General features: G+C 63.0%; 15 protein-coding genes. 10 read left to right on the top strand and 5 right to left on the bottom strand.

Annotated features, from left to right (window positions below):
* Positions 1 to 52 precede the first annotated feature (52 nt).
* The 4 genes from AC6JA3_RS20570 to AC6JA3_RS20555 all read left to right on the top strand — a co-directional run bounded on the left by AC6JA3_RS20570 (position 53) and on the right by AC6JA3_RS20555 (position 3577).
* Positions 53 to 724, top strand: coding sequence for an urease accessory protein UreF (locus AC6JA3_RS20570; RefSeq protein WP_347782155.1), 672 nt, complete (start codon positions 53 to 55; stop codon positions 722 to 724).
* Positions 725 to 745: 21 nt separating this feature from the next.
* Positions 746 to 1363 (top strand): urease accessory protein UreG, encoded by a 618-nt coding sequence (gene ureG, locus AC6JA3_RS20565; RefSeq protein WP_347782154.1) that lies wholly within the window; start codon positions 746 to 748, stop codon positions 1361 to 1363.
* A 340-nt stretch (positions 1364 to 1703) separates the two neighbouring features.
* Complete coding sequence (locus AC6JA3_RS20560) at positions 1704 to 2537, top strand: urease accessory protein UreD (RefSeq protein WP_431768472.1); 834 nt, start codon at positions 1704 to 1706, stop codon at positions 2535 to 2537.
* The gene (locus AC6JA3_RS20555; protein WP_347782152.1) at positions 2537 to 3577 is read left to right on the top strand and encodes a HoxN/HupN/NixA family nickel/cobalt transporter; all 1041 of its coding nucleotides are present in this window, start codon (positions 2537 to 2539) and stop codon (positions 3575 to 3577) included. Before AC6JA3_RS20560 ends, AC6JA3_RS20555 begins: the two co-directional genes overlap by 1 nt.
* On the opposite strand, the gene AC6JA3_RS20550 is transcribed toward AC6JA3_RS20555, so the two are convergent.
* Positions 3574 to 4551: a serine hydrolase domain-containing protein gene (locus AC6JA3_RS20550; RefSeq protein ID WP_347782151.1), complete on the bottom strand. Its 978-nt coding sequence runs from the start codon at positions 4549 to 4551 to the stop codon at positions 3574 to 3576. The two genes, AC6JA3_RS20555 and AC6JA3_RS20550, sit on opposite strands and share 4 nt — an antisense overlap.
* Positions 4552 to 4804: 253 nt before the next feature.
* Here AC6JA3_RS20550 and AC6JA3_RS20545 point away from each other — a divergent pair, with 253 nt between their 5' ends.
* The 6 genes from AC6JA3_RS20545 (at position 4805) to AC6JA3_RS20520 (ending at position 10240) form a co-directional block, all read left to right on the top strand.
* On the top strand, positions 4805 to 5428 hold the full coding sequence (locus tag AC6JA3_RS20545; RefSeq protein ID WP_026541705.1) for a hypothetical protein: 624 nt from the start codon (positions 4805 to 4807) through the stop codon (positions 5426 to 5428).
* 24 nt (positions 5429 to 5452) lie between these two features.
* On the top strand, positions 5453 to 7921 hold the full coding sequence (locus AC6JA3_RS20540) for a S26 family signal peptidase (RefSeq protein WP_497920560.1): 2469 nt from the start codon (positions 5453 to 5455) through the stop codon (positions 7919 to 7921).
* 112 nt (positions 7922 to 8033) lie between these two features.
* Complete coding sequence (locus tag AC6JA3_RS20535) at positions 8034 to 8543, top strand: RNA polymerase sigma factor (protein WP_026541707.1); 510 nt, start codon at positions 8034 to 8036, stop codon at positions 8541 to 8543.
* 5 nt (positions 8544 to 8548) lie between these two features.
* Complete coding sequence (locus AC6JA3_RS20530; protein WP_347782148.1) at positions 8549 to 9574, top strand: hypothetical protein; 1026 nt, start codon at positions 8549 to 8551, stop codon at positions 9572 to 9574.
* Positions 9575 to 9815: 241 nt separating this feature from the next.
* A complete protein-coding gene (locus AC6JA3_RS20525) occupies positions 9816 to 10013 on the top strand; it encodes a hypothetical protein (RefSeq protein ID WP_026541709.1) in 198 nt (65 codons plus the stop codon).
* On the top strand, positions 10010 to 10240 hold the full coding sequence (locus tag AC6JA3_RS20520; RefSeq protein ID WP_347782147.1) for a hypothetical protein: 231 nt from the start codon (positions 10010 to 10012) through the stop codon (positions 10238 to 10240). The genes AC6JA3_RS20525 and AC6JA3_RS20520 overlap by 4 nt, the downstream gene beginning before the upstream one ends.
* Before the next feature lie 73 nt (positions 10241 to 10313).
* On the opposite strand, the gene AC6JA3_RS20515 is transcribed toward AC6JA3_RS20520, so the two are convergent.
* The 4 genes from AC6JA3_RS20515 to AC6JA3_RS20500 are packed head-to-tail and all read right to left on the bottom strand — an operon-like array spanning position 10314 to position 14256.
* A complete protein-coding gene (locus AC6JA3_RS20515) occupies positions 10314 to 11357 on the bottom strand; it encodes a lactonase family protein (RefSeq protein WP_347782146.1) in 1044 nt (347 codons plus the stop codon).
* 2 nt (positions 11358 to 11359) lie between these two features.
* The gene (locus AC6JA3_RS20510; RefSeq protein WP_347782145.1) at positions 11360 to 12190 is read right to left on the bottom strand and encodes an aldo/keto reductase; all 831 of its coding nucleotides are present in this window, start codon (positions 12188 to 12190) and stop codon (positions 11360 to 11362) included.
* A 60-nt stretch (positions 12191 to 12250) separates the two neighbouring features.
* Positions 12251 to 13279, bottom strand: coding sequence for an NAD-dependent epimerase/dehydratase family protein (locus AC6JA3_RS20505; RefSeq protein WP_347783609.1), 1029 nt, complete (start codon positions 13277 to 13279; stop codon positions 12251 to 12253).
* Between the two features lie 5 nt (positions 13280 to 13284).
* Positions 13285 to 14256 (bottom strand): aldo/keto reductase, encoded by a 972-nt coding sequence (locus tag AC6JA3_RS20500; RefSeq protein WP_026548015.1) that lies wholly within the window; start codon positions 14254 to 14256, stop codon positions 13285 to 13287.
* Positions 14257 to 14259 lie beyond the last annotated feature (3 nt).

Genomic DNA, 14259 nt, shown 5'->3' with positions numbered 1-14259 from the left:
CCCCCTTCCCAGCTCCGCTCCAGCGCGCAGACGTCACCTCCGGCGGTGCGCTTTGAGTGCGACATATCAGCTGGCTCTTCAACAGTTAACTGACTCTGCGTTGCCTACGGGGGCGTTTGCTCATTCTTTGGGGTTTGAGAGCTATGTGCATCGTGGGTTGGTTTGGGATGAGGGGTCTTTTGGGGAGTGGTTGGGGGCTTTTGTGGGGCAGCAGCTGACCTATTCGGATGGGTTGGCTCTGCGGTTCTTGTATGACGGGTTGGATGTTGGTTTGTTGGACTCTGTTCTTTCTGCGCAGTTGTTGGCTCGGGAGGTGCGGGAGGCTTCGCTCAAGATGGGTGGGCGGTTGTTGGAGATCGGCGGGGAGGTGTTTCCGTCGGCGGAGTTGGCGGCGTACCGGGAGTTGGTTCGTGGGGGTGGGGCCGCGGGACATCAGCCTTTGGCTTTTGGGGTGATTGCACGGTCACTGGGTGTTCCGTTTGAGGCCGCGCTCTCTGCCTATTTGTTTGCTGCAGTGACTTCCCTGACCCAGAACGCAGTGCGCGCCATTCCGCTCGGGCAGAACGCCGGGCAGCGGGTACTGCGCCACGCGCACGACGCCGTAGCTGCCGCCGTCGAGGATATAGCACGGCTGTGCTGGAACGACTTCGGGGCCGTCAGCCCCGGACTGGAAATTTCACAAATGCGGCACGAACGGCAACGCGCCCGCATGTTCATGAGCTAGTTGGATCAAAGGACAGAAAACATGACTGAACCCATCAAAATCGGCGTCGGCGGACCCGTCGGAGCCGGCAAAACCCAGTTGGTGGAACGCATCACCCGGCACATGAGCAGGGACATCTCCATGGCCGCCATCACCAACGACATCTACACGATCGAAGACGCCAAAATCCTCGCGGCCAACGGCATCCTCCCCGAAGACCGCATCATCGGCGTCGAAACCGGCGGCTGCCCGCATACAGCCATCCGCGAAGACACCTCCATGAACACCGCGGCCATCGAAGAACTCAAAGCCAGGCACCCCGATCTGCAGGTCATCTTTGTCGAATCAGGCGGCGACAACCTCTCCGCCACCTTCAGCCCCGAACTCGTCGACTTCTCCATCTACATCATCGACGTAGCCCAAGGCGAAAAAATCCCCCGCAAAGCCGGCCAAGGGATGATCAAATCCGACCTGTTCATCATCAACAAGACCGATTTGGCGCCACATGTTGGGGCGGACCTGGCCGTCATGGAGAGGGATTCCAAGGAGTTCCGCGGCAGTAAGCCGTTTTGCTTCACGAACCTGAAGACAGACGAAGGGTTGGATGCCGTCCTCAACTGGATTCGGCGGGACGTCCTGATGCTCGACTTGGCGCAATGACCCGGCCAGGGTTCGCAGTTAAGTCACCTGGGGCCGCCGATCCGGCGGCTTCGCCGGAGATAAGGGGCCGTGCCCGCTTCGCGGTGCCCACCACGCCGCGGCCCCTTATCCCCGGCTACGCCGCCTCGGCTGTTTGGTCGCCGGCCATTCGGCTGGCGTTCACGACCGGCCCAGGCTGCAACGTCGCGACGTTCGGGGCGTCCTTCGGGGATAGCCGATGACTGCGCACGTAGTGGGCTCGGGCGTCGATGCTGGTCCTTGGGGGGTCGTGGAGCCGGGCGCTCGGTCGGCCTTTGGGAATGTTGGGCCGGGCGCTGGGTTGGCCTTGGGGGAGCGGGGTGTGCGGGGGCGGTTGGAGTTGGGGGTTGGGGTGCGCGGTGGGCGGTCCGTTGCTTTGCGGCAGTTCCATGAGGGCGCTTTGCGGGTGCTTAGGCCGCATTATCTGGATGGTTCCGGGCAGGTTTGCTATGTCATGGTCAATCCGGGTGGGGCGTATCTGGGGGCCGATCTGTTCGTTGTTGACGTGGAGGTTGGGGCTGGGGCTGAGCTGTTGTTGACCACGCAGTCGGCCACGAAGGTTTATCGGACACCGGGGTCGTTTGCTGAGCAGCGGATGAGTGTCCGGCTGGGGGAGGGCTCGCGGTTGGAGCTGATGCCCGATCAGCTGATTGCGTATCGGGAGGCGAGCTATCGGCAGAATTCGCACATCAGCCTCCACCCGACGTCGAGCCTTGTCATGGCCGAAGTCATCACGCCGGGGTGGTCCCCGGACGGGGCGTCCTTTAAATATGAAGAGGTGCGGCTGCGCAATGAGATCTGGATCGAGGGCGGGAACGGAGCGAAACTGTTGGCGCTCGACAACCTCCTGATCCGGCCGCCCCTCAACGACGTGACCGGGATGGGGTTCATGGAGGGCTTCAGCCACTTGGGGTCGTTGGTGGTGGTGGACCCGCGGGTGGATCAAGGGCTTGCTGACGAGCTGGACCGGACAGTCAAGGATTTTGCTGCTTTCACGGGTATTTCCTTGACCACGACTATTGCCGGGAGTACCGGGATTGTGCTGCGATCGTTGTCCAACAGCACCGAGGAACTCAACACGTTGCTGGGTGCCTGCACCGGCCTCCTGCGGGAACGCTGGTACGGGCAGGAACCCTTGAATTTGAGGAAGTACTAATGACTGCCCTGACCGGGTTCGCCACCATGTACCGGGAGCGGGAGGCCTTGCCCCTGCGGACCCGGTTGCTTTTCACGTTCGGTGCCGTCGCCGCATTGCACCTCGCCGCCGTCGTGCTCCTGTTGGTCGGTGCGGCCGGCGCCGCGCAACCCCTGGCGCTCGGACTGGTGGTCACGGCCTACGTTGCCGGCATCAAACACAGCTACGACTGGGACCACATTGCGGCGATCGACAACTCCACCAGAAAGTTCGTGGCACAGCGCAAAGATCCTGTGAGCGTGGGGTTCGCGTTCAGCCTGGGGCACAGTTCCGTGGTGATCGCGGCGGGCCTGTTGGTGGTGGCGGGTGCATCCATGATCGGGCAGTTCATGGAGGACGGCACCACGGGCAACAAGGTGCTGGGGCTGATTGGCGCCGGTGTTTCCGGGCTGTTCCTGCTGGCGATGGGCCTGTTCAACGGATCGGCGTTCGTCCGTGCCACGCAGGCGTACCGGAAGGTGCGGGCCGGCGCCGAGGTGCGGCACGAGGACCTGGAGGCCAAGGGCTTCGTGGCCCGGCTCCTGGCCAAACCCCTGTCCAAAGTGCAGCGGCCACGGAACATCTACGTCATCGGATTCCTTTTCGGCCTGGGATTCGACACCGCCACCACCATTGGGCTGCTGGTCATCACCACGACGGCGTCACTCGCCGGAGTTTCTCCGCTCGCCCTGCTTGCCCTCCCGCTTGCGTTCACGGCGGCCATGACACTGTGCGATTCAATCAATGGTGTAGCCATGATGAAGATGTACACCTCAGCCATTCACAACCCGCAGCGCAAGCTTCGCTTCAACGCCGTCATCACCGGAATCTCCGCTGTTTCGGCGCTCTTCATTGCGGTCATCACGTTGGGTGGGTTCGTGAATTCGGCGTTCGAACTCGAGGACCCGCTGACCAGCTGGCTGGGCAGCATTGACCTGGGCGACGCCGGCCTGATCCTGGTGGGCTTGTTTGTGCTCGTGTGGGCAGTATCGGCGGTGCGCAGCAGGAAGATCAGCGTCTAGGAAGCTGCCACAGCGTTGAAGAGCTCGTTGGTGTCTACGCCAGTGTCCGGCGCGTCCAGCACATTCGTCAGGAACACTACGCACCTGTCCTGCTCCGGGAACATCCACCATTCTGTCCCGGACCAGCCAGGGTGGCCGTAGATCCCTTTGGCCAGGAGCTCGGACTCATTGGCGGGCAGTTGGAAACCCAATCCCGTGTGCCTCAGCGGGGTGGATCGTGTGGTGATGTGTGAAACCTCCGTGGTCCGTGGCCGGCGCATGGCCGCAAGGGTTGCGGGCTTGACTGCCTTCCCGGAATCCCGCAGGAGTTCCGAGCCCAGGTTGAGCAGGTCCGTGGCCGTGCCAAACAAGCCCGCTCCGGGATGGCGGTTCTTATACATGGCCTGCACATTCAGGCCCGCGGCCTCGGTGCCATGGACGGTGTGCGGGCTGCAGCTTGCATCAAAGGTAAGCGATGCCGCGCCGGTGTCACGGGCCAGAGAAAGCAACTGTTCCTCAAACGGGCGCCCATCGGCCCACTCGGCCATGGCGGCGGCTCCCTCAAAAGCTATGTTGCAGTACTGGACCAGGCTTCCCGCGTAGAAGGCTTGGTCCGCTTCGGTGAGAGCCTCACGGAGGGGAGTGCCGGCGTCGAGCGCTGGATCGGCAATCCCGGAACGGTGGCTAAGCAGCTGTTCCAAAGTCACGCTGTCCGTACGGCGGGCACCGAAGGCGGGGACGGCGGCGCTAAGAGGTGCCCCCAAGGACAACTTCCCCTGCTCCACCTGCCGCATCACGGTCAGGGCACTGATCGGTTTGGAAACGGAGAAGAGCGCGAAGTGGTCTTCGGGAGTTGCCTGCCTGCCGGCGTCGGTCCCGAACGCCACGACGTCCTCGATGCCACGGCTGGATGCGATTCCCAACACCGCGACGGGAACGCGCCCCAGGTCTACCTGCTTGCGGGCCCAGTCTGCGGAGGGTCCTGTTTCCACCATGGTTGTTCCACGCTCTCGTTAGGTTTCGGTGCAGTCGAATCTACCGTGGATCCCGGCCCGAAAAACGCACCTGTGCAGGTCAAGCACAGTAATGAAAAGTCATATGACAAACTTCAGCAATTGCATGACTAACTTGTAGATAGGTTCCCTATATTCGCGTAGCCTGAACATGTCGTTGCGCAGAAATGGGGTGCCTGGTTTCGATACTTCCCTGCGTGCGGTCATTCAGTGGTCTCAGCAAAGGATGTCAGCCATGAAAACCCCCTCTTCCCGAACCAGGGCCATAGCCGGGTTCACAGCCGGGCCCATAGCGGTCATCATTGCCGGTGCAATGGTTTGGCAAGGATCCCAGGCCGCATTCACGGCCACCACGCGCAACTCCGGCAGCTCCTGGAGCGCAGGCAACGTCACATTGACTGATGACGACCTCGGTGCGGCAGCATTCACGGTGGAAAACATCGTTCCCGGCCAAACGGGCCAAAAGTGCATCGTAGTGACGTCCAATTCCAATGTTCCCGGCGAAGTGCGGGCCTACACGCAAAACCTGATCACGGACCGCGGACTGGAAGACCGCATCTACTTTGATTTGGAACAGGGAACCGGCGGGTCATTCAATGACTGCACCGGTTTCACGCCCACGGCCAACACCGTCCCGGAGCTGCCTTTGTCCACACTGGCCACATCCAACAGGGACTACGCAACAGGCGGATCATCCTGGGACACTGCCGGTACCCCGGGAGAGACCCAAAGTTACCGGGGTACGTGGCGTTTCAACACCACGGGACTCACGCAGGAGCAAGTGAACGCGCTCCAGGGTGCCAGGGTCAGCATCGACCTCGTCTGGGAACTGCAGTCGGACACCGCGCCTACTCCGTAGGCTGAAGGGATCCAACGCAGCGTCGTGAGCCTGGAATACAAGGACAGCGCCAGAACAGCCCTGTTCTCCGCTGAGGGATGGGTGCCGTTTGTGGTGGCGCTCCTGGCCCGCGTGTACCTGGGCATCTCATTGACGCTGGCGGTTATCGCGCTGTTTCCAGCTGTGCTTGGCTGGAGCGGGAGCGTGGTGCAAAGCGGTTCCATGGAACCCCACATCAGCCCCGGCGACGTCGTCCTTTCCTCGGGGCTTCCGGATGACCACCCGGTCCCGGTGGGAGGCGTGGTGGAGTTCCTCAGTCCCGCAGAAGCCGAGCCCGACGGGAAAGAGAAGACCCGGCTTCACCGCATTGTCGGAGCCAACGACGACGGAACCTACATCACCGCCGGCGACGCCAATGTGGAGACCGACAGCACCCCCATGAAGCGGGAGCAGATCACCGGCCAGGCCCGCCTCTTGGTGCCCATGGTGGGTTTGCCTGGATTATGGATCTCCCACGGCACCCTTCCCCAGTTGGCCATATGGTCCGTGGGCACGTTGCTTGCGGTGGTGTGCGCCATTTACCTGGGCAGCTCCACACCCGGCGGCGGGACGCGGAGGATCCCCGCCGCCGTCGCTACCGCTACCACCACCGTCGCTACCACCCCAGCTGTTCCCGGCCGCATTCCCCCACTGTGGGCAAGTCCCCGCACCAAGGCGGTAACCGCCTTCCTCCTCGCGGCCCTCATCGCCGTTCTGGTGATCCTTGGCGCGACGGCCGGGACAACAGCGGCAGCCTTCACCTCTGTCACCTCCAATACGGGGAACACCTTCGGCGCGGCCCCGGACTGGAACCCGCCCACGGTCACCCTCGCGGACCCCGGCGTCTCCATCAGGGATACCGCCGCCATCTCAGCCACCGCCCAGGACGCCGAGTCCGGGATCAGGAGCATCGACGTCGAGTACCTCCGGGACGGCACGTCCACGTGGACCAATCTCTGTACCGCTGCCACTGCCACTGCCACGTGCCAGTGGAACACCAAAGCAGTGCCCGACGGCGGTTACAGCCTCCGTGCGCGGGCCACGGACAACGCCGGACTCACCTCAGTGACCCCGATCCGCAGCACTACGATTGCCAACAGTTTCACTGTGGTCCTCGCTAGCCCCGCCGAAGCGGTGCGCGGGAACGTGCCCTTGTCCACCACGCTCCTGGGTGCAGGTACCACCATTTACAGCGGGCGCGTGGAGTACTCGTTGGCAGGGGCGAACAAGTGGAACACGTTGTGCCTGAACCTGGTCAGTCCCTATAACTGCACGTGGAACACTGCGCTCTTCACGAATGAAACATACGATCTCCGCGCCGTGGCCGTCGCTGGACTGACCACGACCTACTCCGCTGTGGTTACCGACATCATCGTGGACAACCTTGCCCCCACCGTGGCATTGACGGACCCGGGCACTCCCCTGAGCGGGACACGCACCTTGGCTGCCACCTCAACGGATACCCACTCCGGCGTCTCACAATTAAGCCTTCAATATGCCAAGACCGGAACCAGCACCTGGTCCACAGCGTGCACGCTCATCGAGACTCCCTATTCCTGCCGCTTTGACACCACCACCGTGTCCGATGGCGCCTATTCCTTCCGGGCCGTCAGCGTCGACGCTGCGGGAAACACCGCCACCACTGCGGCCACCAGCAGGACAGTGGATAACACCATTGCCTCAATTTCCCTTGAAGACCCGGGAGCCTACCTCACCGGAACGGTACCCCTATCCGCCGCCGCCAATTCAACCGCCGGGGTGGCTTCAGTCAGGATCCAGTCGGCACCTTCGGGAGCAGCCACGTGGACCACGCTCTGCACGTCAGCCGCGGTTCCCTACGGCTGCAACTGGAACACCAGCACCTATGCCGACGGCGCTTACGACCTCAGGGCGGTCCTCACTGACCGCACTGGCAAAGAGACCATCTCAGCCACGGTGGCTTCAAGGAGGGTGGACAACAGCCCGCTCCGGGCAGCCGAGATCAGGACAGCCAACGGGGGAGGTACCCAAAGCAGGCTCGAAAGCGGTGACTCCATGAGCTTCGTCTACAGCCAGCAAGTCAACCTGGCCAGCGTCACACCCGGTTGGTCCGGTGCGGCGCTTCCGGTGACGGTGCGCCTGAGGGACGGCAACCTTGCCGGCCTGGGCAACTCCACGGATGTCCTTGACGTCCAGAGAACCGGCAGCAGCGTCAACCTCGGCTCGGTCAACCTCAAGCAGAACTACGCCAAGAGCCGCAAGACAGTCCTTTTCAACGCCATCATGACCGCCGCCACCGAAACCGTGGCCGGAGTTCCGCGGACAGTGGTGACCGTAACCCTCGGCAGTGCAGCCAGCGGCGGCTCCGGTGTGAGGACGGCAGGTGCGGCGGCAAACATGGTCTGGACACCGACGTCGGCCGTCACCGGCCTGACAGGCGTCGCTTGCTCGCTGGCGCCCCTCACCGAAGCGGGTGTCCTGGACCGGGACTTCTAACCAGGCAACTGCAGCTTCCGGAAGATTTTCCGGGACTCTGTAACCGATGCCGCCCGGCCGGAAACTATACAAGTATCCTGCAGTTCAGGGCTCTATATCAGGGGGAATAATCGTGCTTTCCGAGCGCGAATTGGCGTTCATCGCCATTCACAAAGACAGCTACCCATCCGTCTTCAAATTCGTCTGCCGGCGCGTCGAATCCGCTGAGGCGGCGGAGGAGATCGCAGCCGACGTCTTTCGCATCGTCTGGCAAAAGTGGAGCGACGACTCGCGCCCGGAACTCCCGTACCTTTTAACGGTTGCGCGGAACCTGGTGGGAAACGCCTACAGGAGCCGCGACCGGCGGCTGGCATTGCAGGAAAAGCTGCGGACGACGGCGGTGGAGCGGTTTGGCGAGGAGTCCGAAAACGTCGTGGTCCAGGACGCCATGATGCGGTTGCGTGAACAGGACCGGGACATCCTCCAACTGGCCTACTGGGACGACTTGAGCACCGCAGAAATAGCAGGCGTGCTGCAGTGCAGTGAATCGGCGGCCAAAGTCCGCCTCCACCGGGCCCGAACGGCGTTCCGGAAACAGATGCCTGCAGGGGCCGAAACCACCACACACAAGATGGGGGTCTGAAGACAATGGATCCGATCAAGAACCAGATTTCAGCGATTGACCCGCTCACAGTCGATCCAATTGCCGAGCCCAATGGGGAAGAAGCGCTGCACAGGATCCTCTCCGGCTCCACGGTGTTCAGCGACAGCCACCCGGCGGCGGCAGTGACGTCCCTTGACCAGCGCAGACGCCGTAAGGCCCAGATCGCTGGAGGGCTGTTGCTCGCAGCTGCGGCGGTCACCGCGGGAGTGCTGGTCGCCGCCAACCTAGGCTCGGTGAGCTCCGCGCCGGCACCTGCTGTCACGGTCACCTCCACTGAAGCGACACCCACGCCCAGCGTTTCCGTCACGCCAACTCCCACGGCCACGCCCTCGGCGACGCCCACAGCGGCCGCACCGGCAACCACCCCGCCCGTGGCTCCCGCGGTCCCGATCCCAGAGCCCACACCAATTTCGACAACGACCCTGCCGCACGCTGTAGTGCCGACTTACACCTTCCCGGACGGGCATTTGTCCTTCACCTATCCGGTGGGCTGGAGTATCCGGGTGGAACAAGGACCATTCGATCCTCCCGGGACTGCGGAAGCCTCGCGCATTGTGACTGTCTTCGATGCCGCTGGGGCAGAGGTAGCCCGCGTGTTCAATGGCAACTACGCCGATGGTACGGGCGGCTGGGTGAAGAGAACCGTCTATGACCGAGCCGTAGTACCTGGTGTTGTGTCCTCGACGTCGCCCAATGACCCGGTGCAGTTCGGGTTCTTTGCCCACCAGTCGGCCCTCATGACGCACCCGGGAGAGGAAGCTCCGGCCACGCCGCTGGACCAGACTCCCACGTACATCATGGACGTTCGCCTGGCCTCGGAGATGCAAGCCGGTGAGACAGGTTCAGGCATCAATCAGATCCGCGTACCTAATGGCATTATGAGTGCTTACGCGATTTTCGATCCCGCCAAGCAGCCCGCCTTCGCCACCCCGGAAGCGGCCAAGGCCTGGATGAATACTACGCAGTACGCCCAGCTGAAGGCGATGTTCCTGAGCCTGAGCTACAAGTAGACCCATCCGGGTAGGAGGAAACGTCGCTATGGGCTCCCATAGCGACGTTTCCTGCCCCCTGCGTGGGTTAAAGTGCGGCGGGCGCTGATCCCCTTCGGAATGCCACTGTGCTTTTGCATAGCCACATCACGGGACGCTATGCATTTGCCTATAACCAAGCAGGTAGGACTTGCATAGGGTTGAAGAGATCTGCTTCACACCACGCAGTGCCCCGATCTACCCCCAAGGATGAGTTTCAACGATGAAGAGCATCGCCCTCCTGCGCGAACGAGCCACCCGCACCATGCCTACCGGGTCCCACTGCCCGGCGTCGGGCCTGTGGAGCCCGGACTCCGATCCGGACGCCGTCCAGGTGTTCCCCGAGGGCCACGTGCTTCCCGCCCACAATGGCGAGGCAACTCTGTGGCGGCGCCGCACTGCTGCCGAAGTATCAGCGTGACCAGCTCCATCCTGAACCGGCCGGCAGATTACCGGCACGTTCCCGCGGCAGAATGGTCCGAGCTCAGTTCCGGCGATCCTGTGTGGATCTACGACGTCGCCTGGGGTGCCGGCACGGGCCGTGTGGACGAGGTCTCCAAGCATCAGGAACTGCTCTGGGTCATCCTTGAACCCACTGGCCGCAAACTGATCTGCGGCACCGACGACGTCCAGGTCTGGTCCGCCTGAAAAGCCCGCCGAGGTGGCGCTTAATACCAATGTCTGAGCGGATCATGGGTATTGAGTGCCACCTCGGTGTCAGTTAACCGGCGGGGACCAGCACGCTGGGGGAACCCGTTTCCACCCGGCCCGCGGGGCCGTCCGGCAATCCTGTGGCCGGGTCCAGCCTGAAACTCACGACGTCGTCCGAGCCTTCGTTGGCGACGTACAGCCAGCCTTCGCGGACCAGGTGGTGCCGTGGCCAGGCGCCGCCGCAGGGAACGTCGGCGACGGGCTCAAGTCCAGTGCCGTCGTGGCTCACTTTCAGCACGCAGATGCGGTCCGACCCACGCACCCCCACATAAGCGAATCGGCCATCCGGTGACAACGCAATCTCCGCTCCGGCGTCGCCGTCTTTGACCCCCGACGCGGTCGCCGGAACCACGGCCGTCAGCTCGTACGTGCCGTCCGGTTCCATCCGGATCGCGGCGACTTCCACGGAGTATTCGGTATCCACAAAAACGGTCCCGCTGTGATGGCGTGCCATGTGCCGCGGGCCGGAGCCCTTGGGCAAAACCACCTGATGATCCAGTTGAAGCCCCTCACCGGGAACGTATTTCCACACCCGGACCAGGTCATGCCCAAGGTCGGTGGTCATCACGCGTCCGTCCGGGAGCATCAGGCTTGAATGCCCGCGGCTTGGCCGCTGCCCGTCCGGGGACGTTGCAGTGTGGGGATCGACGGCGGCTGCCGCGCTGGTGCGCGAGGTGATGGCGCCGTCGTGGTCCAATTCGTAAAGGATGACCTGACCGTCGCCCCAACAGGTGGCCACAATAAAGCGTCCTTGCGGGTCCGCGGCAACATGGCACGTGGCCTCACCGGCCGGCCAGGGGTCACCCAGCGGCTCGAGTTCCGACTCGCCCGTACGGCGGTAAGCGCGGACGGTCTTTGCTTCCTCGGCCACCGCATAGACCACCGGCAGCGTTGGATGCACTGCAAGGAACGACGGTGAATCTGCAACCACAGCCAAGCCGAGTGAGCTCAGTTGGCCGTCATCGCCGGCCGATAGGGCGGTGATGCCCTTGCCGTTGGCGTTCCTGTCGGCGGTGTAGGAACCCACCCAGATCAGTGTGTTTTCGTTGGCCATGTTCAGTGCCCCTGTACGTCCGAGTCGACGCCTGCGTCAGGTCCGGCGTCGAGGGTTTGCAGTTTGGAAAGGTCCTCCTGGTCCAGTTCGAAATCGAACACTTCCAAGTTCTCCTTCATCCGTTCCGGATTAGCGGTCTTGGGAATGGCAACCAGCCCCTGCTGGACATGCCACCGCAGCACCACCTGGCCCGGCGTCTTCCCATACTTCCCGCCGATGCCGGCCAACACCGGGGCGTTGAGCAGATCGCTGCTGGCACCCAGCGGACTGTAAGACTCCGTGACGATCCCATGCCGTTCGTTGTAGGCCCGGGCTGCCGGGCGGGGAATGGAAGGGCTGACCTGGATCTGGTTTACCGCCGGCACCACGTCAGTTTCCCGGAACAACTGGTCCAGGTGTCCGGGCTTGAAATTGGAGACGCCAATGGAGCGGGCCTTGCCTGAGGCCTGGAGTTCCTCGAAGGTCTTCCAGGTGGAAACGAACTCGTCCCGCCGGGGGAGCGGCCAGTGGATCAGGAGCAGGTCAACGTATTCCAGCCCCAGCCGTTCCAGCGATCCCTCCAGTCCCGCAATAGCCTTGCCGGAGCCCTGGAACTCCCCATCCAGCTTGGTGGTGATGAAAAGTTCTTCGCGGTCCACTCCACACGCACGGATGCCGTTGCCGACGCCCTTCTCATTGCCGTACTTTTTGGCCGTATCCACATGCCGGTAGCCGTGCGACACCGCTTCCACCACGGCGTCGGCCACCTCGGCGTCATTCAGGGGCCAGGTGCCCAGTCCCAACTGCGGGATCCTCTGGCCGTCGTTGAGTTCAATGAGTGGGGCAAGTGTCATGGGCTTGGTCTCCTCCGGGTTTCTCTGTTTCTACGCTGGGCGGCAGCTGCTTGGCAACAGCTACCGCCGCGACCACTCATGGAGCCGGTCGCTCAGCTCCATGAAATCCTCCTTCACCACCTGAAGTTCAGGATGGGTGTCATACCAGTCGACGATCTCCCGGGCACCGTCCGCAAAAGGAATCGTGGCCCTGTAGTCCGGAACCAACGCCTTGATCTTGGAGTTGTCGAACACCACGGAATGGGAGCGGTCGCCCAACAGGTTGGGGCCAAGCTCCGGGCTGTGGGCGGCGATGGTCTCGGAGGCAACGTGGAACAGGCGTGGTTCCGCCACGCCGGCCGCCCTCGCGAAGAGGCCATAGACCTGGTTCCACGGCAGGAACTCGTCAGAAGTAATCGTGTAGCTCTCACCAATGGCCTGGGGCCTTCCCAGCAGGCCGACGAAGGCCTTGGCGAAATCCCTGCTGTGCGTCAAAGTCCACAACGATGTTCCATCCCCATGAACCAGGATGGGCAGCCCCGCGCGCATGCGGTGAATATCGGTCCACCCGCCCACCATCGCAATCTTGGTGCGGTCATAAGTATGGGATGGACGGACCACCGTCACCGGAAAGTCCTGCTCGCGGTAGGCCTGGAACAGCAACTCCTCGCAGGCGATCTTGTCCCTGGAGTACTGCCAGAACGGATTCTTCAGCGGGGTCGATTCCCGGATGGGCAGTGTTGTCGGCGGTTTTTGGTACGCAGAGGCGGAACTGATGAACACGTACTGGCCGGTCCGCCCACGGAACAATTCCATGCCGGCCCGCGCCTGGTCCGGGGTGAAGGAGATAAAGTCCGCAACGGCGTCGAACTCCCTTCCTTGCAGTACTTCCCGCACGGCGTCGGCGTCGCGGACATCCGCGTGGAGGACCTCAGCCCCGTCCGGTACCGGCCGCCCGGCTGACCGTCCCCTGTTGAGGATGGTCAGCCGGTGGCCCAATGCGACGGCGCGTTCAGCCGCCGCCGCACTGATGACCCCGGTCCCGCCAATGAACAGGATGTTCCGTGGCGAGACGGTGTCCGCTGCCAACCCGAGGCTGTGGGACGACAGATCGCTCACCAGGCGTAATCCTCCGGCGCGGTGCGGTGGCCCGGGAAAATATCGTCCAAGCGCTTGAGGGCGTCCTCGTTCAAGGTGACGTCCAGCGCCCGGATGGCCGCATCCAGTTGTTCCTGCGTGCGTGGCCCAACAATCGGCGCCGTGACGGCCGGCTGGTGCAGCAGCCAGGCCAGGGCGACGTCGCCGGGTGCGTGGCCCAGCTCGTCCGCGAAATCCTCGTACCGGCGGATCTGGTCCTCGTGCTTCTTGAGGGTCTCCAGTGCGCGGCCCTCGGCGCGGCGTACCCCCTGTTCTTCCTTCTTGAGCACGCCACCCAACAGCCCTCCCTGCAGCGGCGACCACGGGATCAGGCCCAAGCCATATTGTTGGGCCGCCGGAATGACCTCAAGCTCAAGTTCGCGCCGGAACAGGTTGTAAATGGACTGCTCGCTGACCAGGCCCGTGTAATTCCGCCTCCGGGCAGCTTCCTGCGCCTGGGCGATATGCCAACCCGCAAAGTTGCTGCTGCCCGAGTACAGAATCTTGCCCTGCTGGACGGCAACCTCGATCGCCTGCCAGATTTCGTCCCACGGGGTCTCGCGATCAATGTGGTGGAACTGGTAGATGTCGATGTAATCCGTCTGCAAACGCTTCAGGCTCGCGTCCAGTGCACGGCGGATGTTCAATGCGGACAGCTTGGACTCGTTGGGCCGGTCCGTCATGGTGCCGTACAACTTGGTGGCCAGGACCGTGCGCTCGCGGCGCTCGCCGCCCTTCGCGAACCAGCGGCCGATGATTTCCTCGGTCCAGCCCCGGTGCTCCACGCCGCCATAGACGTTGGCGGTGTCGAAGAAGTTGATGCCGGAATCCAGCGCAGAATCCATGATCGAGTGGGCTGTCGCTTCGTCCGTCTGGGGGCCGAAATTCATGGTGCCCAGGCAGAGGCGGGATACTTTCAGGCCGGAACGGCCAAGATGGGTGTACTGCATGTT

The sequence above is a fragment of the Arthrobacter sp. TmtSoilC79 genome (assembly GCF_059739405.1).
The sequence above is the reverse complement of the archived record's forward strand: the minus strand, read 5'-3'. Positions and strand labels throughout refer to the sequence as shown.

Excerpts from the sequence above, each read along its gene's own strand:
- AC6JA3_RS20525 (WP_026541709.1), top strand. The coding sequence starts at position 9,816 with ATGAAGAGCATCGCCCTCCTGCGCGAACGAGCCACCCGCACCATGCCT.
- AC6JA3_RS20550 (WP_347782151.1), bottom strand. The coding sequence starts at position 4,551 with ATGGTGGAAACAGGACCCTCCGCAGACTGGGCCCGCAAGCAGGTAGAC.
- ureG (WP_347782154.1), top strand. The coding sequence starts at position 746 with ATGACTGAACCCATCAAAATCGGCGTCGGCGGACCCGTCGGAGCCGGC.
- AC6JA3_RS20510 (WP_347782145.1), bottom strand. The coding sequence starts at position 12,190 with ATGACACTTGCCCCACTCATTGAACTCAACGACGGCCAGAGGATCCCG.
- AC6JA3_RS20545 (WP_026541705.1), top strand. The coding sequence starts at position 4,805 with ATGAAAACCCCCTCTTCCCGAACCAGGGCCATAGCCGGGTTCACAGCC.
- AC6JA3_RS20500 (WP_026548015.1), bottom strand. The coding sequence starts at position 14,256 with ATGCAGTACACCCATCTTGGCCGTTCCGGCCTGAAAGTATCCCGCCTC.
- AC6JA3_RS20555 (WP_347782152.1), top strand. The coding sequence starts at position 2,537 with ATGACTGCCCTGACCGGGTTCGCCACCATGTACCGGGAGCGGGAGGCC.
- AC6JA3_RS20530 (WP_347782148.1), top strand. The coding sequence starts at position 8,549 with ATGGATCCGATCAAGAACCAGATTTCAGCGATTGACCCGCTCACAGTC.
- AC6JA3_RS20515 (WP_347782146.1), bottom strand. The coding sequence starts at position 11,357 with ATGGCCAACGAAAACACACTGATCTGGGTGGGTTCCTACACCGCCGAC.